At 44.6% G+C, this 21,269-nt stretch carries 18 protein-coding genes; 12 read left to right on the forward strand and 6 right to left on the reverse strand.

All coding sequences use genetic code 11. The features are described 5' to 3' along the window. Nucleotides 1-33: 33 nt before the first annotated feature. On the reverse strand, nucleotides 34-1,356 hold the full coding sequence (gene melA / locus HMPREF9194_RS01095) for an alpha-glucosidase/alpha-galactosidase (RefSeq protein WP_016524515.1): 1,323 nt from the start codon (nucleotides 1,354-1,356) through the stop codon (nucleotides 34-36). 156 nt (nucleotides 1,357-1,512) lie between these two features. Between melA and HMPREF9194_RS01100 the strand changes: the two genes are divergently transcribed. Beyond that, nucleotides 1,513-2,301, forward strand: a complete 789-nt coding sequence (locus HMPREF9194_RS01100; protein ID WP_016524516.1) for an AraC family transcriptional regulator — start codon at nucleotides 1,513-1,515, stop codon at nucleotides 2,299-2,301. A 51-nt stretch (nucleotides 2,302-2,352) separates the two neighbouring features. On the opposite strand, the gene HMPREF9194_RS11730 is transcribed toward HMPREF9194_RS01100, so the two are convergent. From HMPREF9194_RS11730 to HMPREF9194_RS01120, 4 genes are read right to left on the reverse strand one after another with little or no spacing between them, the layout of a single operon-like run. Beyond that, a complete protein-coding gene (locus HMPREF9194_RS11730; protein WP_016524517.1) occupies nucleotides 2,353-2,820 on the reverse strand; it encodes a hypothetical protein in 468 nt (155 codons plus the stop codon). A gap of 59 nt (nucleotides 2,821-2,879) precedes the next feature. Next, nucleotides 2,880-3,590: an ABC transporter ATP-binding protein gene (locus HMPREF9194_RS01110; protein WP_016524518.1), complete on the reverse strand. Its 711-nt coding sequence runs from the start codon at nucleotides 3,588-3,590 to the stop codon at nucleotides 2,880-2,882. Then, on the reverse strand, nucleotides 3,587-5,200 hold the full coding sequence (locus HMPREF9194_RS01115; RefSeq protein ID WP_016524519.1) for an ABC transporter permease: 1,614 nt from the start codon (nucleotides 5,198-5,200) through the stop codon (nucleotides 3,587-3,589). Before HMPREF9194_RS01115 ends, HMPREF9194_RS01110 begins: the two co-directional genes overlap by 4 nt. A 2-nt stretch (nucleotides 5,201-5,202) precedes the next feature. Further along, nucleotides 5,203-6,234 (reverse strand): thiamine ABC transporter substrate-binding protein, encoded by a 1,032-nt coding sequence (locus HMPREF9194_RS01120; protein WP_016524520.1) that lies wholly within the window; start codon nucleotides 6,232-6,234, stop codon nucleotides 5,203-5,205. Between the two features lie 476 nt (nucleotides 6,235-6,710). On the opposite strand from HMPREF9194_RS01120, the gene HMPREF9194_RS01125 reads away from it, so the two are divergent. From HMPREF9194_RS01125 to vapC, 8 genes are all read left to right on the forward strand, one after another. Further along, nucleotides 6,711-7,526 carry a TrmB family transcriptional regulator gene (locus HMPREF9194_RS01125; protein WP_016524521.1) on the forward strand — a complete coding sequence of 272 codons (816 nt, stop codon included), beginning with the start codon at nucleotides 6,711-6,713 and terminating at the stop codon, nucleotides 7,524-7,526. Nucleotides 7,527-7,584: 58 nt separating this feature from the next. Beyond that, nucleotides 7,585-8,454, forward strand: coding sequence for a hypothetical protein (locus HMPREF9194_RS01130; RefSeq protein WP_016524522.1), 870 nt, complete (start codon nucleotides 7,585-7,587; stop codon nucleotides 8,452-8,454). 6 nt (nucleotides 8,455-8,460) lie between these two features. Continuing rightward, nucleotides 8,461-9,456, forward strand: a complete 996-nt coding sequence (locus tag HMPREF9194_RS01135) for an ornithine cyclodeaminase family protein (RefSeq protein ID WP_016524523.1) — start codon at nucleotides 8,461-8,463, stop codon at nucleotides 9,454-9,456. Nucleotides 9,457-9,521: 65 nt separating this feature from the next. Next, entirely contained in the window at nucleotides 9,522-10,598 is a 1,077-nt protein-coding gene (locus HMPREF9194_RS01140; RefSeq protein WP_156827977.1) for a YkvI family membrane protein, read from the forward strand. A 69-nt stretch (nucleotides 10,599-10,667) separates the two neighbouring features. After that, complete coding sequence (era, locus tag HMPREF9194_RS01145) at nucleotides 10,668-11,555, forward strand: GTPase Era (protein WP_016524525.1); 888 nt, start codon at nucleotides 10,668-10,670, stop codon at nucleotides 11,553-11,555. Nucleotides 11,556-11,733: 178 nt separating this feature from the next. Next, on the forward strand, nucleotides 11,734-14,922 hold the full coding sequence (locus tag HMPREF9194_RS01150; protein WP_016524526.1) for a hypothetical protein: 3,189 nt from the start codon (nucleotides 11,734-11,736) through the stop codon (nucleotides 14,920-14,922). Between the two features lie 230 nt (nucleotides 14,923-15,152). Further along, on the forward strand, nucleotides 15,153-15,383 hold the full coding sequence (gene vapB / locus HMPREF9194_RS01155) for a type II toxin-antitoxin system antitoxin VapB (RefSeq protein WP_016524527.1): 231 nt from the start codon (nucleotides 15,153-15,155) through the stop codon (nucleotides 15,381-15,383). Next, a complete protein-coding gene (vapC, locus tag HMPREF9194_RS01160) occupies nucleotides 15,383-15,787 on the forward strand; it encodes a type II toxin-antitoxin system tRNA(fMet)-specific endonuclease VapC (RefSeq protein WP_016524528.1) in 405 nt (134 codons plus the stop codon). Before vapB ends, vapC begins: the two co-directional genes overlap by 1 nt. Nucleotides 15,788-15,862: 75 nt before the next feature. Here vapC and HMPREF9194_RS01165 read toward each other — a convergent pair whose 3' ends face one another. Continuing rightward, nucleotides 15,863-16,423, reverse strand: coding sequence for a helix-turn-helix domain-containing protein (locus tag HMPREF9194_RS01165; RefSeq protein WP_016524529.1), 561 nt, complete (start codon nucleotides 16,421-16,423; stop codon nucleotides 15,863-15,865). Nucleotides 16,424-16,717: 294 nt separating this feature from the next. On the opposite strand from HMPREF9194_RS01165, the gene HMPREF9194_RS01170 reads away from it, so the two are divergent. From HMPREF9194_RS01170 to hypD, 3 genes are read left to right on the forward strand one after another with little or no spacing between them, the layout of a single operon-like run. Beyond that, nucleotides 16,718-17,884 (forward strand): CD0519/CD1768 family membrane protein, encoded by a 1,167-nt coding sequence (locus HMPREF9194_RS01170; RefSeq protein WP_016524530.1) that lies wholly within the window; start codon nucleotides 16,718-16,720, stop codon nucleotides 17,882-17,884. Between the two features lie 15 nt (nucleotides 17,885-17,899). Further along, complete coding sequence (locus HMPREF9194_RS01175; RefSeq protein WP_211209547.1) at nucleotides 17,900-18,817, forward strand: glycyl-radical enzyme activating protein; 918 nt, start codon at nucleotides 17,900-17,902, stop codon at nucleotides 18,815-18,817. A 3-nt stretch (nucleotides 18,818-18,820) separates the two neighbouring features. Next, complete coding sequence (gene hypD, locus HMPREF9194_RS01180) at nucleotides 18,821-21,196, forward strand: trans-4-hydroxy-L-proline dehydratase (protein ID WP_016524532.1); 2,376 nt, start codon at nucleotides 18,821-18,823, stop codon at nucleotides 21,194-21,196. Nucleotides 21,197-21,269: the final 73 nt, after the last annotated feature.

Raw genomic sequence — 21,269 nt, forward strand, 5'->3', positions numbered from 1 at the left:
AATATATACAGCGGCTAAAAATGCCGCCGAATTTTATTTGTACATAGCCATATACGAACCGTGAGCGGCAATTAATTCGTCACACAAACGCCGGATGTCGTCTATACTTAATTCCGCTGCAGTATGAGGTTCAAGCATAGCTGCATGGTAAATGTATTCTTTTTTTCGAGTACGTGCGGCTTCTACCGTTATGAGCTGTACATTTATATTAGTCATATTCATTGCTGCAAGCTGCACCGGCAAAGCGCCGACATGACAAGGGGTAATGCCGCTGCCGTCGACCAAGCAGGGAACTTCAACACACGCTTCTTTCGGTAAATTGTCAATAAGATTTTCGTTTAATACATTGCCGCCTATTTTATACGGTTTGTTGACAACGACGGCTTCCATAATGTGCGAAGCGTATTCATTGGAACGTTTGTGTGTTACTTTGCCGTTTTTTAAAATACGGCGTTTTTCTTCCTGCCAATCTTTTATTTGTTTGATACAGCGCCGCGGATATTCGTCCAGCGGAATGTTAAATTTTTCTATCAATTCGGGATACTGTGATTTTATGTAAAAAGGATTGTATTCGGCATTGTGTTCGCTCGATTCGGTACAGTAATAGCCGAGATTTTTTATATAGTCAAAGCGTACCATATCGTGATGTTTACCTTCGATATTTTTTTTGTGTGCACGTTTTTTTATTTCAGGGTACAAATCCGTTCCGTTTTTATCACGGATATCCAAAAGCCACGCCATATGATTTATACCGGCAATCAATTCCCGTCTGCCTTCAAGCTTATCTTTCATATCCAATTCGGTTAAAAGAGTACTTGAACACACTTGCACACTATGGCACAAACCGACCGTACGCACACCGGTATAACGCAGCATATAGCCGGTAAGCATTGCCATAGGATTGGTATAGTTTAATAAAATTGCATTCGGACATACTTTTTCCATGTCGCGGGCAAAATCTTCCATGACGGGAATGGTGCGCAGTGCGCGCATAATGCCGCCTATGCCGAGCGTATCGGCAATAGTTTGTCTCAACCCGTATTTTTTCGGTATTTCAAAATCGGTAACCGTGCACGGCTCGTAACCGCCCACTTGAATGGCATTTACCACAAAGTCCGCATCTTTTAAAGCTGCTTTGCGTTCTTTTTCTCCTAAATAACATTTTATGCGTGCACGGCTTTTATTGACGTCTGCGTTTATTGCCGATAGGATTGTTTCCGAATCTTTAAGGCGTGAAGCGTCTATGTCGTATAAAGCCATTTCAGCATCCTGCAAAGCGCTCGTTCGCATACAATCGCCCAGTACATTGCGGACAAAAACCGTACTGCCTGCTCCCATAAATGTAATTTTTAGCATATATCATCCTTTTTTTGTAAACTTGACGAAGCAAAAATAAAGCGTGTAATACAACCTTTTTTAGGTTAAAACGGTTTTACAAATAAAAATAGTTTTTTTGTATCCTTTAAATTGTCATTTTGTTGAAAAACTTGCCGATACAATTAAAAGAACACCATGATAGAAAAAGCGCCCTTGCAGTTTTATTATTACGGTTATGAAAAATGCGATCCGGGACACTCGTTTGGACCTGCCGTACGCGTACACTATGTGCTTCATTTTATTGTAAACGGGAAAGGAGTGCTGCATGCAGGAGAGCAAATCTATACCGTATGTAAAAATCAAATGTTTTTAATACGACCGCAAGAAGTTTGTTTTTATGAAGCAGACAACGAGCAACCGTGGGAATACTTATGGTTTGCTTTTGATGGAAAAGAAGCGGATCGGCTGATTAAACTATTTTTCCTCAATGAAGACACTTATGTAAAAACGGCATGTGAAACTGAAAAATTGGAAATATTTTTAAAGACGGCGCTTATGCGATTTCAGGGTTCTCTGTGCTCGCAAACGGAGTTAAACGGTTGGTGCTATTTATTTTTTTCCTGTTTTAAGCAAAAAATGGAAAAAGAAGTGCAAAGCAGCGAAAAAAGATATTTATCCGCCGCGCTCACGTATATCCGTTATAATTATATGTATGATATAAACATAGATCAAATAAGCATGTATTTGGGTATCGATAGAACTTATTTGTATAAAATAGTAAAAAAATACACGGCATATTCACCGAAAGTGTATTTAACCCTGTGCAGGATTGAGGCTGCAAAAGATATGCTACGATATTCCGAATATGCCATAACCGAAATTGCTTTTGCATGCGGGTTTCACGACAGTTCCGGTTTTTGCAAAGTGTTCCGTTTGTATGAAAAGCAAACGCCGTCGCAGTACCGCCGCAGCTGCGAAAAATAAGATTAAATAACGACTTGTTATGCATAAAGTACAGTAGGAACTTTTTATGCGTTAAAAAACGAATTCTTTGTTTTCCGTGTGTTTTTGCGAAGTTTTGTCATAGGTGTATACGGTACAGCTTTCAGCTTTAACGTCATAATCAACTAAAATAACATCTGTGGGAATCAGATTACAGTGAGTAGTACAATAATACTGCAGTAGCGTTCGACTTTTCTTTTGATTGTAATATTTTTTTGCAAAAAAGTATTTTTTATAGCCCTTGGGGGCAAGATAGAAACACAGCATTGCGACATCCCAGTTCGTTAATTTTGCCGAGGGGACATTATCGCCTTTTGTCCACTTATTCGCCTTACATTCAACGAGGATATTTTCGTTTTTGAAATCAAACTTGTGAGATTTTTGCTCCTTTCCTTCAAAAGCAATCGCAATCTCTGGTTGTTCGGCAACATCGATCCCTCTTTCTTTAAAAAAAGCGAATACTCTTTTTTCAAAATCTTTTCCCGTGTTTTGTCCGTTCATAGTTTCTCCTTTCTATAATAACTCTTTTAAAAAAATCAAAAACCGGTCTTTGTTCCCCCTTACAAAAGCTCTTCGCCGAAGTCTTGCGGTTTGCCGGTCCAGATTTGGCTGCCGCGGCGCAAGACGGTTATATCGTCGCACATGAACTTTGCTTCTTCTATGTCGTGCGTTACGACGATGCCGGTAAAGCCGATTTTTTTTTGCAATGAGCGGATGTCGGCGGCAAGTTTTTTCCGCAGCGGGGCGTCGAGGCTCGAAAAGGGTTCATCGAACAGGACCAAATCCGGCCGGACGATGAGGGTGCGCGCAAGACTTACGCGCTGAGCTTCGCCGCCCGAAAGCGAATCAGGGTAGCGCTCGGCAAAGCCTTCCAAACCGAATTCGGCAAGAAATTCGGCGGCGCGTATTCTGCTTTGTTTTTTTGGAAGTCCGCCCCGCAAATGGGAAAGACAGCGTAGGCCGTAGGCAACGTTGTCGTCGACGCGCAAGTGCGGAAAGAGCGCCGCGCTTTGGAATACCATGCCGATCGAACGTTTTGCCGGTGCAAGGTTTTGAATGTCTTTTCCCGCAAGCGTGATTGTACCTTTTTCTTCGCCTTTTTTGCAAACGTCCGGTTCAAGCAAGCCGGCTATGAGCCGTAATACGGTGGACTTTCCGCTACCGGAACGTCCGGCAATTCCGAGCATGCATCCTTTTTCGATTGAACAGGAAAATTCTATGCGTATACCCGGCCAGGTTTTTCGCAGGCCGCGAACTTCAAAATAACTCATTTTAATCTGTCTCCCAAAATAAAAAAGCCGATGCTTAAAAGTCCGAGTATACAGCCGGCTGCGCACGCTTCGTTAAACCGGTAAGCGCCTGCAAGTCGGTACGTAAAAAGCGCGAGCGTTTCGAAGTGCGGAACCGACAGCATAAGCGGCAGCGAAGCTTCGGCGCTTGCGGCTGCAAAGCAAAACCCGAAGGCCGAAATGAGCGTTCGATGTATAAGCGGCAGCTGTATGCGGAAAACGCAGTCCAAAGGATCGGCCGATAAAAGGCGCGCGGCATTGAGCATTGAAAGCGGAATTCTGTCGAGCGCCGAAGATATATAGCGGAACGCGAGCGGCCACAAAAGAGCGCTTTGCGCGCCGATCAAAAGAAGCGGGCTGCCCTTCCTGACAAGGACTATTATGCCGAAGCCCAAAACGACCGAAGAAACCGCCATGGGTAAAATCGGCACAAGCCGAAAGCCGATTTTCGTTTTGAACGGATCGATAGCATGAATGAAAAAGGATGCCGCACACGCTCCCGCGACCGAAACGGCTGCGGTTGCGCTTGAAGCGATAAGCGTGTTCCGCAAAGAAAACCAAAACGACGGACGCGAAAATAAAGTGCCGAATGTTCCGAACGAAAAAGCGTTTTTGTATTTGAAGGCGCCGCCGAGCACGGAAAAAAACGGCCATAAAAAAAATAAAACAACCGGTATAAAAACTGCTGCAAAAAATACGGCTTCCATGCCGGCTTTGAGCGGGCGACGCGGCGCCGTTTCGCTTTTTCCCGTGATGCCGCTGCTTCGTCTGCCGGACAGTTCAAAACGGCTGTACAGAGAAACGAATAAAAACGCCAGCAGCGTTTCGCACAGCGCAAAAGCGGCACCCTGTTTTAAATCGAGCGAACTGCGGACGGAACGGTACACGGCGACTTCCAGCGTAGTGCCGCCCGCCGACCCGAACAGCAGCACGATGATAAAACTGAAAAAGCAATACAAAAAAACAAGCATGGCCGAAGAGGCGATAGCCGGTGCAAGCTGGTACAGCGTAACGGAGCGGAACACCTTCCATTCCGATGCACCGAGGAGGCGGGCGGCATCCGCTTCATCCGGCCGCAGTCGCTGCCATACATCGCTGCACAAACGCATGACGAGCGGAAAATTATAAAATCCCTGTACGATGACGATTCCCCAAAACGAATACAAAAAAGAAAGCGGCGCATTTTGCACATCGGCGCCTGCGGCTCTTGCGGCGGCTGCAAAAAGCCTGTTCGCGCTGCCGTGCATGCCGAACACCGACACAAAGCCCAGCGCTATCAAAAGGGTCGGAACCGAAAGCGGTACCGCCGATAAAGCAAGCAAAAAGCGTCTGCCGGGAAAGGTGCGGTTTGCGGTAAAAAAAGCGGCTGCAAGTCCAAACGCGACGGCAATACCGGTCGATACGGCCGCAATCTTTATCGTGTACCAAGCGGGCCGCATCACGGATACGAGGGAAAACGGAGAAGCGCTTTGTGCGCCGCTTGCCAAGGGCGTGAGAGCCGCGCCCAAGGCAAGCAAAAAAAACGCGCAAAGCAGAACAAAGATTGCAACGCTTCCGGCCGCGGCAATGCGGCGGAAAGCTTTAAACAACATAGTTACTTTGCCAATAAATCGGTAATTTCGCGTACCGTTTTTTCAAGGTCGGAAGCTTTTACCGAAAGCGCTTTGCCGGCTTTCGGGGCGGCCCTATAGCAATCGGGCAGCACAACCGCCGGATTTACCGGATACATCCATTGGGTAAGCGGCAGTACGGATTGGGCTTTTTCGCCGATTAAAAAATCCAAAAAAGCTTTACCGCCCTTTTCGTTCGGCGCGCCCTTTACCAAGCCCGCGCCTTCAATCTGCATTATATGCCCTTCGGGAAAAATGAGCGCTTGATAGCGGTCGGTTTTATCGTATTCGACATGGTAAGCGGGACTCGTCGTATAGCTTATGACAAGCGGCGCTTCTCCCTTTGTGAACAAGCCGTACCCTTCGCTCCAGCCGGGCGCCATCGTTAAAATATTCGGCTTCAGTGCTTTCCAAAATTCAAGATATGAGTCGCCGAAAACCGCCCGTGTCCATGCGGCAAAACCCAAACCGGGCGTTGAAGTGCGCGGATCCATCAGGATGATTTTTTTTGCGTAAGCGCTTTTTGTTAAATCGGACAAAGTTTGCGGGGCGCTCACCGAAGATGCCGTGTCGTAAATAAAAGCGAAATAGCTCCAATCGTAGGGCGTAACGAACCACTCTTTGTCCGGAACCAAATCGGCCGGGATCAGCTTTTCGGCAAGCGCTCTTTTATACGGGGCGAGAACGCCTTGCTTTTTTGCCGCTTCGATCATGTTGCCGTCTATGCCGATTAAAACGTCGGCTTGCGGCGCTTTTTTTTCAAGGACGGCGCGCGTAAGCACTTGAACGGCATCTCCCGCCGAAACGAGCGTGCACTTATAACCCGTTTCCTCCTCAAAACGCTTAACCAATTCCGCACCCGGCCCCCAGTCCGAGGCAAACGAATCATACGCATAAACGACGACTTCGCGACTGCGCTCTTGCGGAACGTCGCCTTTTCCCTTTGCGGGAAGAAGAGCGGCAACCGAAAAAAATACAATAAAAGATGAAATAAGAATATAAAGACGAGTCTTCATAACTTCCTCCGCCGGCATTATCCGGATCAGGTTCGGACGGCCGTGCGGCCGCCCTGCGGGTTTGCTCTCAGAAAACGGTCGGGCCGAAAGCCCTCGCGTTAACACCCCGGTATAAGAAGCAGTATAGCTGTAAACGATTTTTTTTGCAATAAGCCGTTCGGCTCCGTATAAAGACTTAATTTAAAATATCGCGTTTTCGATATTAAAGAAGCTGTCCGAAAACTTCTATATTTCGAACGGTACCGCGACGGTGCAATAATTTTTTTGAGAAAAATTTACCGATTTATTCAAAAAAGACTTTACAAGCGGACGGTATCGGCGTATAATATCGTAAAAGGAGGGTAGTAGTTACCGAAGGTAACTATGCTTTTTGTGAAGCATGGCACCGAAATCCGTTTTATGACAGGTATTGCATAACTTGTAAAAACCGTTCATAGTGTTTTTCGTAGAACTTGAATTGCAGGAAGGTTTTTCGAATGACGGATGAAATGATTTTTTTGCTTAAAAACTTCGGATTTACCGAATCCGAAAGCAGGGTCTATATTGCATTGTTGGAAAGCGGTTCGTGTACGGGATACGAGGTAAGTAAAATTTCCGCCGTTCCCAGATCGAAAGTATACGGAGTGCTTGAGTCTCTGGTGCAAAAAGGAGCTGTTGTTTTAACAAGGCGTGATAAAAAGATTTTTTATAATGCACAGCCGGTTTCCGAAGTGTCGGATGTTATCAAAAAAAAAGTATCGGAAAACCTGACTAAGCTGGAAGAAGCTGCGGAAAAAATCGGCGATCCGGAATCGAATGAAGATATTTGGAATCTGTATTCGATGGATGCGGTAAAGATCAAAATATATAAAATGTTGAACGATGCAGCTCGGGAAATTTGCATTCAGATTTGGGCCGACGAGTTGGACGCGCGCATTGAAGACTGTCTTGTTAAAAAGCAAAAAGAGTTGGGCAAAGTACTTGTCGTATTATACGATTTGTCGGGAAAGTATCAAACAAAAGTAAAGAATGTATATAAGCACGGTTTTGAGCAGGAAAAACTTGACGAACTTGGGAACCGTTGGCTTATCGTAACGGTTGACGGAAGAGAGACCTTGTCCGCGAGCATCAAGGATAACGGAAAGGTCGACGCGACGTATACGAAAAACAGCCGCATGGTATTTTTTGCAAAAGAATACACGCTCCACGATGCTTACAGTCTTAAACTGATTGATCACTTAAAAGGACAGGTTACCACGGAATTCGGCGAAGATATGAAAGCGCTTCGCAATGTGTTCTCTTTTTCAAATTAAGGCGGGACGTAATTAAGTATTAAGCACTTGATTCCGCCGATTTTTCAGGAGGCATTAGATGCTTGTTACAATCATCCTTGCGTTGGTTGCCGTTGTAAACGGAATTTTCGTGGTGTATTTTGTGCGCGATTTAATTGCGCACAAAGGTGAATTTATGAAAGAACCGGGCAATCCCATTGTCATGGCGATTTCTTCTTTCATTATTTTTCTTTTGTCTACATTCGGAATTTCGGATTTTGCGATCGGGTCGGCCTTGTACCCGAAGGTTAAATGGGTCGATGCAAAAAGACTTCCCGGTACGCTGAACACCGAATGCGTTGTTCCCGTTGCGGTTATGGCACTCTGTTATATTTCCACTATCAATGTGGGAATGGCAACTTTGATTATCGCAATCGTCTGTCAGGTAATCGGCGCGTACGTAAGCCCGCGTTTTGTCGTAAAACTTCCGGCGAATATCATAAAACGTTTTATTTCCGTAGGACTCTTGGTTGCGGCCGCTCTTATTCTTGCAAACAAATTCAACATTTATCCTTCCGGAGGAGATGCAACCGCCCTTGTCGGATGGAAATTGATTCTTTTTGCCGTACTGTGTTTGATTTACGGTGCATTGAACAATATCGGTATCGGCTCTTATGCTTTGACAATGGCGACCGTATATGCGCTCGGATTGAACCCGGGAGTAACGTTTCCGATAATGATGGGTGCCTGTACCTTTTCCGTTCCGGTCGGTTCGATACAGTTTATTAAGCTCGATTCCTACAGCAGAAAAATTACGTTTTTTACCTCTACGCTCGGCGTTCTCGGCGTACTTGTCGCCGTCTTTGTCGTAAAAAGCCTTAACACGTCGGCGCTGCAGTGGGTTGTTGCCGCGGTTATCATTTACAGCGCGATTACAATGCTTTTAAGTTCACGCAAAGCGCAGGAGTAAAGCGTTATGAAAATTACGGTTCTTAATGCGCGCCAAATGAGCGAAGTCTTTTCAATGAAGGATGCGATTCAGGCCGACAAAGATGCGCTGCAATTGTATTCCGAAGGAAAAAGCACTATTCCGCTTCGCGCAAATTTGGACATAAAAAAATACAACGGACAAACCTTGTATATGTACGGTTATGCGGAGCCTGCGAAGGCTTCGGGCGTTAAAATCGTTTCCGTATATCCGGATAATATCGAAAAGGGATTGACGAGCGTTCCCGCGACGATGATTTTAGTTAACTGTGAAACCGGCGAAGTAAACTGTATGATGGACGGTACGCACTTGACCAGAATCAGAACGGGAGCGGTCGCCGGAGCTGCAACGGATATTCTTGCCCGCAAAGACAGCAAAGTGTTCGCGCTTTTCGGAACCGGCGGGCAAGCCGAAAGTCAGTTGGAAGCTGTGTTAAACGTCCGGCACATTAAACTGGTAAAAGTGTTCGATATAAACAAAGAGCGCGCCAAAACCTTTGCCGAAAAAATGACGCAAAAATTCGGTTCGAAATTCTCCGTTAAAATCGTACCTGCCTCATCTGCGGCGGATGCGGTTCAAGACGCCGATGTAATCACGGCGGTAACGACTGCGAGCGAGCCCGTTTTTGACGGTTCTTTGGTAAAAAAAGGCGTTCATATAAACGGAGTCGGCTCCTATACTCCGTCGATGTCCGAAATCGATGAAAAAATCATCATCGGCGCTTCCAAGATATATGTCGACACGAACGATGCGGTAAAAGAGTCGGGCGATTTGATAAAGCCGATAAAAAAAGGCGTTTTCAGCGCCGATAAAATTACCGGCGAACTCGGTTCGGTACTGTCGGGGAAAATACCGGGCAGAACGTCGCAAGACGAAATCACCTTTTTCGAAACAACCGGCAGCGCGGTGCTCGACTTGGTAACCGGACAGCGCATATACGAAAAAGCCGTTCAGGCAAAAATCGGGAGCGTTATAGAAATATAGCGTTCGTTTAAAAATCTCTGAATATGTACCGGGCGGAAAAATCCGTCCGGTACGTCGGTTTTGCCATGAAAAAAGAAATTTTTAAAGTAGCCAATTATACCGCCGCTACGATTGCGTACTTGATAGGGTCCGGTCTTGCAAGCGGGCAGGAAATAATACAGTTTTTTTCGTCCTACGGCTTGGTAAAAAGCTGTTTGGCGGCTCTTATTATGCTTTCAATATTTTGCTGTGTTACAGTGGTAACGATAGAAACCGGGCGAAAAAAACGAATTACGGAAGCGAATAATATATATAAGGTTTATTGCGGAAAGTATCTCGGGACTTTTTTTACATGGCTGACTCCGCTCATTCTTTTTTCGATTTATGCGGTAATGATTTCAGGAGCGGGAACTTTGTCGGCCGAATATTTTTCTGTGCCGAACAGAATCGGCCGTTTGATTATGCTTGTGTTGTCTTTGGGAACAGTTCTGGCCGGCTTTGAAAAACTCGTGAGCGTGATAGCCAAAATCGGCCATGTTATCATATTGATTATCATTGTGCTTTCCGTATACAGCATTGCAAAAACAGCCGACTGGTCTGCCGCTTCTTCCGCCGCCATAGGCGAATACGGTTTTAAACAAGCTTCTCCGTTTTGGTTTTTATCGGGGATCAATTATGCCGCTTTTTGCGCGCTGACGCTTTACCCTTTTCTTGCCGAATTGGGCGGTAAGACGAACAGCAAAAAGGAAGCGGTAGCGACGGGGTTGTTCAGCAGCGTTGTGTTCTTTACGATTGCAATGCTTATCAACTTCAGCCTTTTGGGTAATATTTCCGTCTTGGCCGGCAAAGAGATGCCTGCCGTATTTATTGCGGACTTGCTTTTTCCGCGTGTAGGCGGCATAGTTTATTCCGTTATTTTATATTCGAGCATATATACGACCGCCGTTCCCATGCTGTGGACAACTTGTAATAGAATTGCCGCCGATGATAAAAGCGTAAAATTTAAACTTTGCGCGGTGATTTTAGCCGTTACCGCTTATTTTATAGGCGGCTTACCGTTCAGCGTGCTCATTAATTTTATTTACCCGTACATAGGATATGTGGGAATCTTCGTGTTTGCATGTTTGGTAATTACCGTATTCCGGCGACGCAAAAGCGAATAATTTTTATTCCGATTTTTTTAAGCGGTTTTTTACATAGACGGCGCCCATGCTTTCGGCTATACTGACCTTATGAGTAAAACAGCAGTCGTCGCGATAATCGGGCGCCCGTCCGCCGGAAAATCAAGTTTTTTAAATGCCGCAGGCAATCAAAAAATCTCGATTGTGTCGCCGCACCCGCAAACGACGCGCAATGCCGTGCGGGGCATTGTAAACACCGATAAGGGGCAGCTCGTGTTTATCGATACGCCCGGCTATCATCAATCCGACAAAAAACTGAACCTCAAACTCAAAGGTATTGCCGAAGAGCCGCTGCAAACGGCCGACCTCCTTTTATACGTTTTGGATTCGACGCGCGAAGCGGGGAGCGAAGAAAAACTCATTGCGTCGCTTTTGCAGCCTTTCAGCTCAAAGCTGGTTGCCGCAATAAATAAAACCGACAGCTGCGACTCGAAGCCGGAACTGTGCAAACTTTTTATAGCCGAACAGCTTCCCTCGCTCGGCGCGGCAAGAGTCTTTAACATTTCGGCAAAAACGGGTGAAGGGATCGACGCCGTTCTTGCCGCTTTGTATGAGCTTGCTCCGGAAGGAGAAGCGCTCTATCCCGAAGAATACTACACCGATCAGGAAGTCGACTTCCGCATTGCCGAAGTTATCCGCGAGCAAGCGGTCAACCGTTTGCGCGACGAACTGCCGCACGCAGTCTACGTGGAAATTGCCGATATGGAAAGCCGTAAAGACGGCAGGGAGTTGTGGGTGCGCGCCTTTTTGGTCGTTGAACGCGAAAGTCAAAAAGGCATGGTTATCGGCAAAGGCGCATCCTTAATCAAAAGCATCCGCGTTGAATCGATAAAGGCTTTACGCCGCATCTTCGATTACCGCATCGATTTGGATTTGCAGGTAAAAGTCAACAAAAACTGGCGCCAAAAAGACGCCGTACTGACAAAGATATTGCGGTAGGATGTGAATAGCTGAACCGGTATATCACGCGTAAAAAAGCAAATTTTTATGTTATGTTAATGTTGGAATAAGTATTTTTCTTTTTGTAAATTTTTTTAGATTGTACCATACGTATTTATCTGTTATAATATACAATGTAAAATAATGGTATTATACACAATAGAAAGAGGAAAGGAATATGCAAAAACTTAAATCTCTTTTCATTTTGATTTGCAGTATGTTTCTGCTGGTTTTTCTACTTAATTGTAAACAAATTACGGAAGAAGTAACAAAGATTCATTATATAACTCCGATATGGAAAGGTTCCTTTTATTCTGCCCCTGCAAATCCTAAAATGGGGTGGGCATATTACAATATCAATATGAGAAAATCTTTCTTTTTCGACGGTTCTTCATGGCAGATAATGGCCCAAGACGGAATCAGCGTATTATGGAAAGGAGAACTTACATCTGCTCCCGCTAATCCTCAAAGAAACTGGGCGTATTATAATTTAATAAACGGTAACTCATATATTTATAACGGATATTCATGGGAACATCTTGCAAAAGCCGGAAGAAACGGATCGACGGGAATCCTCGTGTGGCTTGGCAGCTTAGATGTTGAACCGAGTAACGTACTCAAAGGATATGCGTATTATAATACACGTACAAAAAAATCTTATATCTATAATGGTTCTTCATGGGATATTATTGCGCAAGATGGAGTCGGTATAGTATGGAAAGGGGTATTCTCATCAGCCCCTATAAATCCGGAGATAAATTGGGCATACTATAATACAACAACACAATCAAGTTATATATATAACGGTACAACATGGGAGCTTTTCGCTGCATCCGGAAATTCCACAATATATGTGTCAATTGTATGGAAAGGAGAACTTACCAGTCCTCCCCCAAATCCGCAAATCGGCTGGAGTTACTATAATATAACTGACGGCTGTAGTTATATTTGGGACGGTTCCGTATGGAATATCATTGCCAAAAACGGTGCGAACAGTAATAATACTGTAAACGGCTATCTCATAGTATGGAAAGGAGCCCTAACATCCGCACCTGCTTCTCCCGCTGCTGGATGGGCATATTACAATTCTTCCGAAAAAAAGTCTTATATCTATGATGGAAGCAGTTGGCAGATTTTAGCTCAGGACGGAGCTTCCGGAACAACATCCGGTTCTGTTCCGCAACACAGCAGTTATCTGTATGTATTGTTAAATACGCCGAAAGGAAACTATGTACAATTTGCTCAAAATACAATGCCGACGGTTGATTTCGGATCTATCGGAATAGGCAGTACGGTAAAAACTACAACATTTTATATTTCAATAGTGGGAACAAATTCCTCCTCGCTGAATTTGACAGGTACCCCGGCCATTCAAATTTCAGGAAGGAATGCCGACCAATTTGAAGTTACACAACCGTCAATAAAAACCGTTGGGTCCGGAGCACACATTCAAGATGCTTGTATTGCATTTAAGCCGACAAGTATAGGTGAAAAAACCGCAACAATTACCATTTATAATGATTCTCCCGATCAACCGAACTTTGCCTTTACCATAAAAGGTACCGGCAGTTATTGGCCTAAAACCTTTGACGGGAATGAGGGTGACGGTAATGATGCGGTTACAAAAATCTTAACGGATTATAACGGTAATATATATGCAATCGGTTATGGCTGGGAGCTTATAAATGACCATTCAGGATTTGATTGGTGGATAAAAAAATTTAATATGACAGGGATCCAAGAATGGGAAAAAAAGTTGGATTTTTATGATGACTATAATACTTATCGCCCCAAGCATGACAATCCCGAATATGCAATGCTTGATAATTTCGGGAATCTCATTGTTGCAAGTACCTATAATACGGTAAAATTCAATGCTTCCGGTACGGAACTTTGGAGACTGAATACGGGCGGAAACTTGTTTGTCGATCCGGAAAATAACATTTTTATAGGAAAATCAAAGTATAGCGAAAACGGAACTCTTTTGTGGACAAATCAGTTTCTGACACAGCCCGTCTTTGACTCTTCAAATAATATTTTTTGTACTGATGGTACAAGAATTCGAAAATTTACTCCTAACGGTAATGCTGTTTACAGCAGCGTTTCAGTAGACAGTACAGGACGATATAACGGTAATTTATTGGACATACCGTCTGCATTTGAATATTCCGTTCTTGCAGGACAGGCATATCTTGTAACATGGGATGATAGATTTGGAACTGCATTAAATACAAAAACAGGGGCTTGTAAGGTATCCGCAAAATACGGAAACACCGATTTTTATGTTTTTAAAGATCAATACTACGGATACGGAAAAGATGCAGAAAAAATCAAAGCGGAGCAGGATGGTAATCTTATTGTCATTATGAATAAATATTATTCCCTTGGTTCCTATGCATTAGCTATGTATAAGTCTTATGAAAAAGGTACCGACTTTTTATTTTCGGACTGGCAATCGGCGGAAATTCCTACAAACGGTACACAAACATATACATTAAATGTAAAAAAAGGAATGCCCTATATAATCTGTGTAAACGAATCCGGTAGTAACGGAGATGGGACAAAAACAGCCGACGTAACGATTTCTGCCGCGTATTCGAGCGGCGAAACTGTTTTCTCAAATGAAGATAATACTTTTTTAAGACCGCAATTATTTTTTGCTTCAAAAGACGATACTGTTACCGTTACAGTTAAAACTGACGGTTCTTCACCTTCCTATGCGGGAACATACGGTATTGCAATGAAAGAGTTGGAATATCTTCAGCCGAGAATGATGGGGTTTGAAACAGGAATCGAAAACATTACTTCAATCTGTCTTGATTCCAGGAACAATATTTATGCGGCAGGTTATAATGAAAATAAAGCCGGTACCTACAGTAAAAAAGATATTGTGATTAAAAAATTTTCTCCGCAAGGATTGGAGATACAAGAGGGATGGAATAAAACAATAGATTACGGACATTGTGATGATGAAGTCCCGAATAAAATACTTTTTGACGGAACAAATATCATACTTTCCGGTACCGGATATGACAGTATTTCGGGTGCCAGCGGGTATGACGGATTATTGTATAAATATAGTTCCACTGGAACTACGCTTACCTCTTTTAAGATTCCTTACTGGAGTACCGACTGTTATTATATCGGAAAAGATACCGGAGGAAATTTTTACTTTATAGGTTATGAATCGGGGAACTGCTTGCTACAATATACTTCAAATGGTGTTTTATTACGCAAAATAGAAATTGATATCAATAATTTCAGTGTTACGGGCCCTGATGTATTAAACAATATTTATATAGGCGGATACGGTGTAAATCTTATCAACCAAAACAGTAATCATGATTGGTATATTCAGAAATATTAGCATAATGCTAGGAGCGGTAAAAGCAAATACCGTGCGATTTTTTATTTAGAAAAAGACGATATTTATATAATCGCTTTAGATAAGCGTGAGGAGGTATATAAAATTCGGTGACGGTTCGGTACAGGGAATCAACTGTTACTGTGCCCAGGAGCTCCTATCTAATACAACGAACATATACTTTTTCTTGACAATATCTATACGTCAGTATATACTCTTTGCAAGAGGTGTGTATGGAAACTGCAAAATTATTCCGTAACGGCGGAAGCCAGGCGGTTAGACTGCCGAAAGCATACTGCTTTGAAGGAAACGATGTTCTCATACAAAAAGCGGGAGAGGCGGTTGTTTTATTCCCCAAAAATAAAGAATGGGAAATATTTTTGCAGGGACTCTACGGCTTTACCGATGATTTTTTAGCGGAAGGGCGGATACAGGACGAACCGCAGGAAAGAGCGGCCTTATAATGTATTTATTGGATACAAATATATGCATCTTTCTTAAAAACCGAAAATCGCCGCAAGTATTGGAAAAATTAAAAGAGCGCATATATGCCGGAATTTACATTTCAAGCATAACCGTTGCCGAACTGCAATTCGGCGTATACAACAGCGATTATGTCGAGAAAAATAAAATTTCATTACTGCAATTTCTTGCACCCTTTTATATTTTGAATTTTGACGATAACGATGCCGAACAATTCGGAAAAATCCGTTCCGAATTGAAAAAGCGGGGGAGGATAATCGGTTCTTACGATATGCTCATAGCATCTCAAGCGCTCTCAAAAAAACTGATTCTTGTTACTAATAATACCGGCGAGTTTTCCCGTATAAAAAGTCTGAAAATCGAGGATTGGACACAAGCTGAATAAAAAAATCGCTGCCAAAAAGATACCGTGCTGACGAAGATTGTGAGGTAAATTATATGTGCGAAAGCGCAAACAGGCTTATTTTGCAAAAGGGTTCGGCGTGCTCACGCATAAAAATTTTACGACATTATTGGTTTTGTTTACCCAATTGTGTTTTTCGGTAGACAGATAATGCGCGGAGTCTCCCGGATAGAGCGTATATTCCTGATTTTTATGCAGTAAAGTAAGGATTCCTTCCAAAACATACACGAATTCTTCTCCCTCGTGCGTGTAGGTTTTTATGGGTTCGCTTTCGGGCAGCGGCAGCATTTCGATCAAGCGGGGAAAAAGCACCTTGTCCGTAATGTTATTATTGATTGTCCGAATGATAATGTTTGAGCTTATGATATCGCTGACTTCGAGGGCGTAGTTTTTTAACGTAACCGAGGGCTGTGTTTTTTTGGGAGAAATAAAATAGTCTAGCGTAACGTTGAATACCGCCGCGATTTTTTCCAACGTATCGATCGCGATCGATGTAAGGCCGCGTTCAAACTGCGATAAAAAACCTACCGACAGTCCCGTTTTTTTGCTCAATTGTTCAAGCGTTATTTTTCGTTCCGTCCGCAGTTTTTTGAGCCATTTTCCCGCTTCTTGCTTCATGATTTGTCCTTTTTATATTTATATAATATATCATTTTCCCGTTTCTTTCAAGAAATCAAAAAAGCTGTCTGAAAAGCTGAAGTTTTCGAACCGCCCCGCACCGAAGAAGCGTCTGAGCGGAAAACGTGTCGAAATTTCACGAAAATGAATTTTTTGTAAAAAAAACACCAATTTTTTCATTTTTATGATTGAAATATCCCGAAGAGTGTGATACACTCTTTTTTATAGATACAATTTTATTGTAATCAGTTTGTAACGGCAATAGGTTTTGCCGCGGTAAAGGAGGCGCTGATCATGGCAGATGCATCGGCAGAGATGAAAAAAGGCCTTAAAAAGGCTGTCGGTTTGGAAACCTTTATAACGCTGGCGGTTATAGTACTGCTTTTCGGTTATTTGGGTTATGTTATGGGAATGGACATCGTTTTCAGCGTTATGATGAAAACGGGACATGATGTATTGATGAATACATCTTTTTACATTATGGCGGTTGCCATTTTAGCGGGCGCGGTTGCCAGCGTTATGGCCGAATTCGGCGTTATCGCTTTGGTGAACAAGATAATTTCGCCGGTTATGCGGCCCTTGTTCGGCTTGCCCGGAGCCGCGGCGCTCGGTGCGGTTACGACGTATATTTCCGATAACCCCGCGATTTTGGCGCTCGCAGCCGACGAAGAATTTGACCGGTATTTTACCCCTGCGGAAAAAGCCACCTATACGAACCTCGGTACGACGTTCGGTATGGGGCTTATCGTTACGGCCTATATGCTCAGCTTGGGCAAAGCGTATTTTTCCGCCGTGTTAATCGGCAATATCGGCGCAATCATCGGCGGTATCTTTTCGGTGCGCGTGATGCTCCTTATCGCGAAAAAGTACTACAAAGAAGACAGAAAATACAAAATAACGGCAAAAGACGCCGGCCTGAATATGCGTAAAATCCGCAGCGGCGGCACTTTTGAACGCTTTATGTCGGCTTTGATGGACGGCGCAAAATCCGGTGTTACGCTCGGCTTGGCTTGCGCTTCCGGTACCGTTTTGATTTGTACCTTCGTTATGATTTTGACCTTCGGTCCCGCAGGTGCCAACGGCGAATACCTCGGTGTCGCCTACGAAGGCGTAAAACTGCTTCCGCGTATCGGCGCATACTTTTTGCCCGTTGCGCGCTTTTTGTGGGGCTTTAACGTTCCCGAGTTGCTTGCCTATCCTTTTACCGCGCTGGGCGCCGTAGGAAGCGCAATGGGCTTGACCAAGGGCTTCTTGGCTGCCGGTTTTGCGAACGCCGGAACCGTAGCGACTTTTACCGGTATGGGAATTTGCATGAGCGGATTTTTAAGTACGCACATCGGTATGCTCGACACGCTCAAACAAACGCAGTTTGTAAAACCCGCCATTTTGTGCCAGCTTTTAGGCGGCTTGGTAGCGGGCGTCGCTGCAAACTATTTGTATAAATTGATTTGTCTGTTTTAACGGACTCGGATGAAAATGGCACACACTGCATTATTGATAAACATTCAACGTTTTTCTTTGCATGACGGGCCGGGCATACGGACAACCTTTTTCTTTAAGGGCTGTCCTTTGCACTGCCTGTGGTGCCATAATCCGGAAAGCCAGTCTTTCCGGCCGCAGGTGATGCATTATGTCGAACGCTGCAGCGGCTGCCTTGCATGCGTGAGCGCATGTCCCGCGCATGCGATTTATGCCAAAGACGGTATTGTGGAAACGGACGGATCAAAGTGTATTACTTGCGAAAAATGCACCGATATTTGTCCGAACAATGCCCGTGAAATAAGCGGAAAACCTTATACGGCCGATGAGCTGCTTAAAGAAGCGGCAAAAGACGAGATTTTATACGAAGAATCCGGCGGAGGGGTAACGCTTTCCGGCGGGGAAGTTATGTCGCAGCCGGTTGATTTTCTTGAAGATGTAACGCGCCGGCTGAAGGGCAGAGGCTTTAACGTTGCAATCGATACGTGCGGCTATACGAACTATGCGAATTTTGAACGGATTATGCCGTACGTCGACGTATTTTTATACGATATAAAATTTATTGACGACGAACGCCATAAAAAATTTACGGGTGTGCCTGCCGCACCCATACTGGATAATTTACAAAAACTGCACGATGCCGGCGCGAACGTCAACGTCCGTATTCCGGTAATCGGCAATGTGAACGCGGACGATGAAGAGCTTTTGCGGATGTGCGCATGGCTTAAAAAAAACAAAATGAGTTCCTGCAAAATCAATTTGCTGCCGTACCACAACACGGGTTCGGTAAAATACGGGCGCCTGCGTCTGAAATACGAAGATGAATTGATGGTTCGTCCGTCCGACGAACGGATGAATGAAATAAAACGAATGTTTAAGAAACAAGGTTTTCATAATATCACGATAGGAGGTTGACTTATGGAAGCAAGAGGAATGAATGCACGCGTTAAAAAATTGAGACAACAAAGCGTTGAAACGGAACCGCGGTTGTACATGGAACGTGCGGATTTGATGACCGATGCGTATTTAAAATACGAGGGAACGATTTCCGTTCCGGAAATGCGGGCTACGGCCTTTAAATACTTCATGGAACATAAAAAATTGTGCATAAACGACGGCGAATTGATTGTCGGCGAAAAAGGCGACGGTCCGCAAAAGGCGCCGACCTTCCCCGAATTGTGCTGTCATACGCTTGAAGATATGAAGGTTATGAATGACCGCGATCTGATTAACTTTAAAGTCAGCGAAGAAGATCTGGAACTGCAAAAAAAGAAAATCATTCCGTATTGGAAAGAACGTTCCATCCGCAGCAGAATTTTACGTTCAATGAGCGAAAAATGGAAGGACTGCTATAGCGCCGGTATTTTTACCGAATTCATGGAACAGCGCGGTCCCGGTCATACCGTCGGCTCCGGCAAAATTTACGAAAAAGGCTTTGCCGACTATAAAAAAGACATCGCGCACGAACTGAAAAAACTCGACTTCTTACACGATCCCGAAGCTTTTGAGCGCCGCCAGCAATTAAAAGCGATGGATATCGCCTGCGATGCGATTATGATTTTGGGTAAACGCTATGCGCGTTTGGCGGCGGAAATGGCCGAAAAAGAAAAAGATCCGAAGCGCAAAGCCGAACTTTTGCAGATTTCGGAAAACTGCAAGGTTGTTCCGGCTCACAAACCCGAAACCTATTGGCAGGCGATTCAAATGTACTGGTTTGTGCACTTGGGTGTAACTACCGAATTGAACCCCTGGGATGCATACAGCCCCGGCCGTTTGGATCAGCACTTGTTTCCCTTTTACGAAAAAGACTGCGCAGCCGGAACTCTGGACGACAAAAAAGCGCTTGAATTGCTCGAATGCCTGTGGATTAAATTCAACAACCAGCCGGCACCGCCCAAGGTCGGCATTACGCTCAAGGAAAGCAGCACGTACACCGACTTTGCGAACATTAACACCGGCGGAATAACCCCCGACGGACAAAACGGCGTAAACCCGGTCAGCTATCTTATTTTGGACTGCATGGATGAAATGAAGCTGTTGCAGCCCAGTTCGAACGTTCAGATAAGCCGCAAAACACCGCGCAAATTCCTCAAGCGTGCATGCGAAATTTCGCGCAAAGGCTGGGGACAACCGGCGTTTTACAATACCGAAGCGATTGTGCAGGAATTGCTGAACGCGGGAAAATCCATAGAAGATGCCCGCCGCGGCGGAACCAGCGGCTGTGTCGAAACCGGCGCGTTCGGAAACGAAGCCTACATTTTGACCGGCTATTTTAACCTGCCCAAAATACTCGAACTGACGCTTAACAACGGTTTCGATCCGGTAAGCAAAAAGCAGCTCGGCTTAAAATTGGGACACGCGGAAGATTTTAAAACCTACGACGAACTGTTCGATGCGTACAAAAAACAGGTTATGTATTTGATCGACATCAAGATTGAAGGCAGCAACATCATCGAAAAAATCTACGCCGATTATATGCCCGCACCCTTCCTTTCGATAATCACGAACGATTGTATCACAAAAGGCAAGGACTACAATGCCGGCGGTGCGCGCTATAACACCAATTATCTGCAGGGCGTCGGTATCGGAACCATAACGGACTCGCTGGCAGCGATTAAATACAACGTGTACGACAACAAGAAATTCACGATGAAAGAATTGATGGCAGCTTTAAAATCGAACTTCGAATCTTCGCCCGTCATTGCCAATTTGGTGCGCAACAAGACGCCTAAATACGGCAACGACGACGATTACGCGGATTCGATTATGAAGGCCGTATTTGAATTCTATCAGGGAGCGGTTACCGGCCGGCCGAATATGAAAGGCGGTACGTACCGCGTCAACATGCTCCCGACGACCTGTCACGTGTATTTCGGCGATGTAATGCTTGCCAGTCCGAACGGACGGCTTGCGCACAAGCCCGTTTCGGAAGGTATTTCTCCCGAAAAAGGCGCCGATACGCACGGACCTTCGGCGGTAATAAAATCCGCGGCAAAGATGGACCACTTGAATACCGGCGGTACCTTGCTGAACCAAAAGTTTACGCCGAGCGTTGTTGCCGGCGAAGACGGATTGAATCACTTGGCCGACTTTGTCGCCTCGTATTTTACAATGGACGGTCACCACATTCAGTTTAACGTTATCGACCGCGCCGTTTTGTACGAAGCGCAAAAGCATCCTGAAGAATACAAAGATTTGATTGTGCGCGTTGCAGGTTACAGCGACCACTTCAGAAATTTAAGTAAAGCGTTACAGGATGAAATCATCGAAAGAACGGAACAGTCTTTCGCCTAATCGTTTAAGGGCACGGGGCCGCCGAAAATACGTTTTTGTGCGGTTCCGTACCCGCATTCTTTACAATACACGT

The sequence above is a fragment of the Treponema maltophilum ATCC 51939 genome (assembly GCF_000413055.1).
GTDB lineage: Bacteria > Spirochaetota > Spirochaetia > Treponematales > Treponemataceae > Treponema_C > Treponema_C maltophilum.

Bases quoted from the DNA above. Each gene is read 5' to 3' on its own strand.
- melA (WP_016524515.1), bottom strand. From the start codon at position 1,356: ATGCTAAAAATTACATTTATGGGAGCAGGCAGTACGGTTTTTGTCCGC.
- HMPREF9194_RS01120 (WP_016524520.1), bottom strand. From the start codon at position 6,234: ATGAAGACTCGTCTTTATATTCTTATTTCATCTTTTATTGTATTTTTT.
- vapC (WP_016524528.1), top strand. From the start codon at position 15,383: ATGTATTTATTGGATACAAATATATGCATCTTTCTTAAAAACCGAAAA.
- HMPREF9194_RS01140 (WP_156827977.1), top strand. From the start codon at position 9,522: ATGAAAAAAGAAATTTTTAAAGTAGCCAATTATACCGCCGCTACGATT.
- HMPREF9194_RS01170 (WP_016524530.1), top strand. From the start codon at position 16,718: ATGGCAGATGCATCGGCAGAGATGAAAAAAGGCCTTAAAAAGGCTGTC.
- era (WP_016524525.1), top strand. From the start codon at position 10,668: ATGAGTAAAACAGCAGTCGTCGCGATAATCGGGCGCCCGTCCGCCGGA.
- vapB (WP_016524527.1), top strand. From the start codon at position 15,153: ATGGAAACTGCAAAATTATTCCGTAACGGCGGAAGCCAGGCGGTTAGA.
- hypD (WP_016524532.1), top strand. From the start codon at position 18,821: ATGGAAGCAAGAGGAATGAATGCACGCGTTAAAAAATTGAGACAACAA.
- HMPREF9194_RS01110 (WP_016524518.1), bottom strand. From the start codon at position 3,590: ATGAGTTATTTTGAAGTTCGCGGCCTGCGAAAAACCTGGCCGGGTATA.
- HMPREF9194_RS01150 (WP_016524526.1), top strand. From the start codon at position 11,734: ATGCAAAAACTTAAATCTCTTTTCATTTTGATTTGCAGTATGTTTCTG.
- HMPREF9194_RS01100 (WP_016524516.1), top strand. From the start codon at position 1,513: ATGATAGAAAAAGCGCCCTTGCAGTTTTATTATTACGGTTATGAAAAA.
- HMPREF9194_RS01175 (WP_211209547.1), top strand. From the start codon at position 17,900: ATGGCACACACTGCATTATTGATAAACATTCAACGTTTTTCTTTGCAT.
- HMPREF9194_RS01115 (WP_016524519.1), bottom strand. From the start codon at position 5,200: ATGTTGTTTAAAGCTTTCCGCCGCATTGCCGCGGCCGGAAGCGTTGCA.
- HMPREF9194_RS11730 (WP_016524517.1), bottom strand. From the start codon at position 2,820: ATGAACGGACAAAACACGGGAAAAGATTTTGAAAAAAGAGTATTCGCT.
- HMPREF9194_RS01125 (WP_016524521.1), top strand. From the start codon at position 6,711: ATGACGGATGAAATGATTTTTTTGCTTAAAAACTTCGGATTTACCGAA.
- HMPREF9194_RS01165 (WP_016524529.1), bottom strand. From the start codon at position 16,423: ATGAAGCAAGAAGCGGGAAAATGGCTCAAAAAACTGCGGACGGAACGA.
- HMPREF9194_RS01130 (WP_016524522.1), top strand. From the start codon at position 7,585: ATGCTTGTTACAATCATCCTTGCGTTGGTTGCCGTTGTAAACGGAATT.
- HMPREF9194_RS01135 (WP_016524523.1), top strand. From the start codon at position 8,461: ATGAAAATTACGGTTCTTAATGCGCGCCAAATGAGCGAAGTCTTTTCA.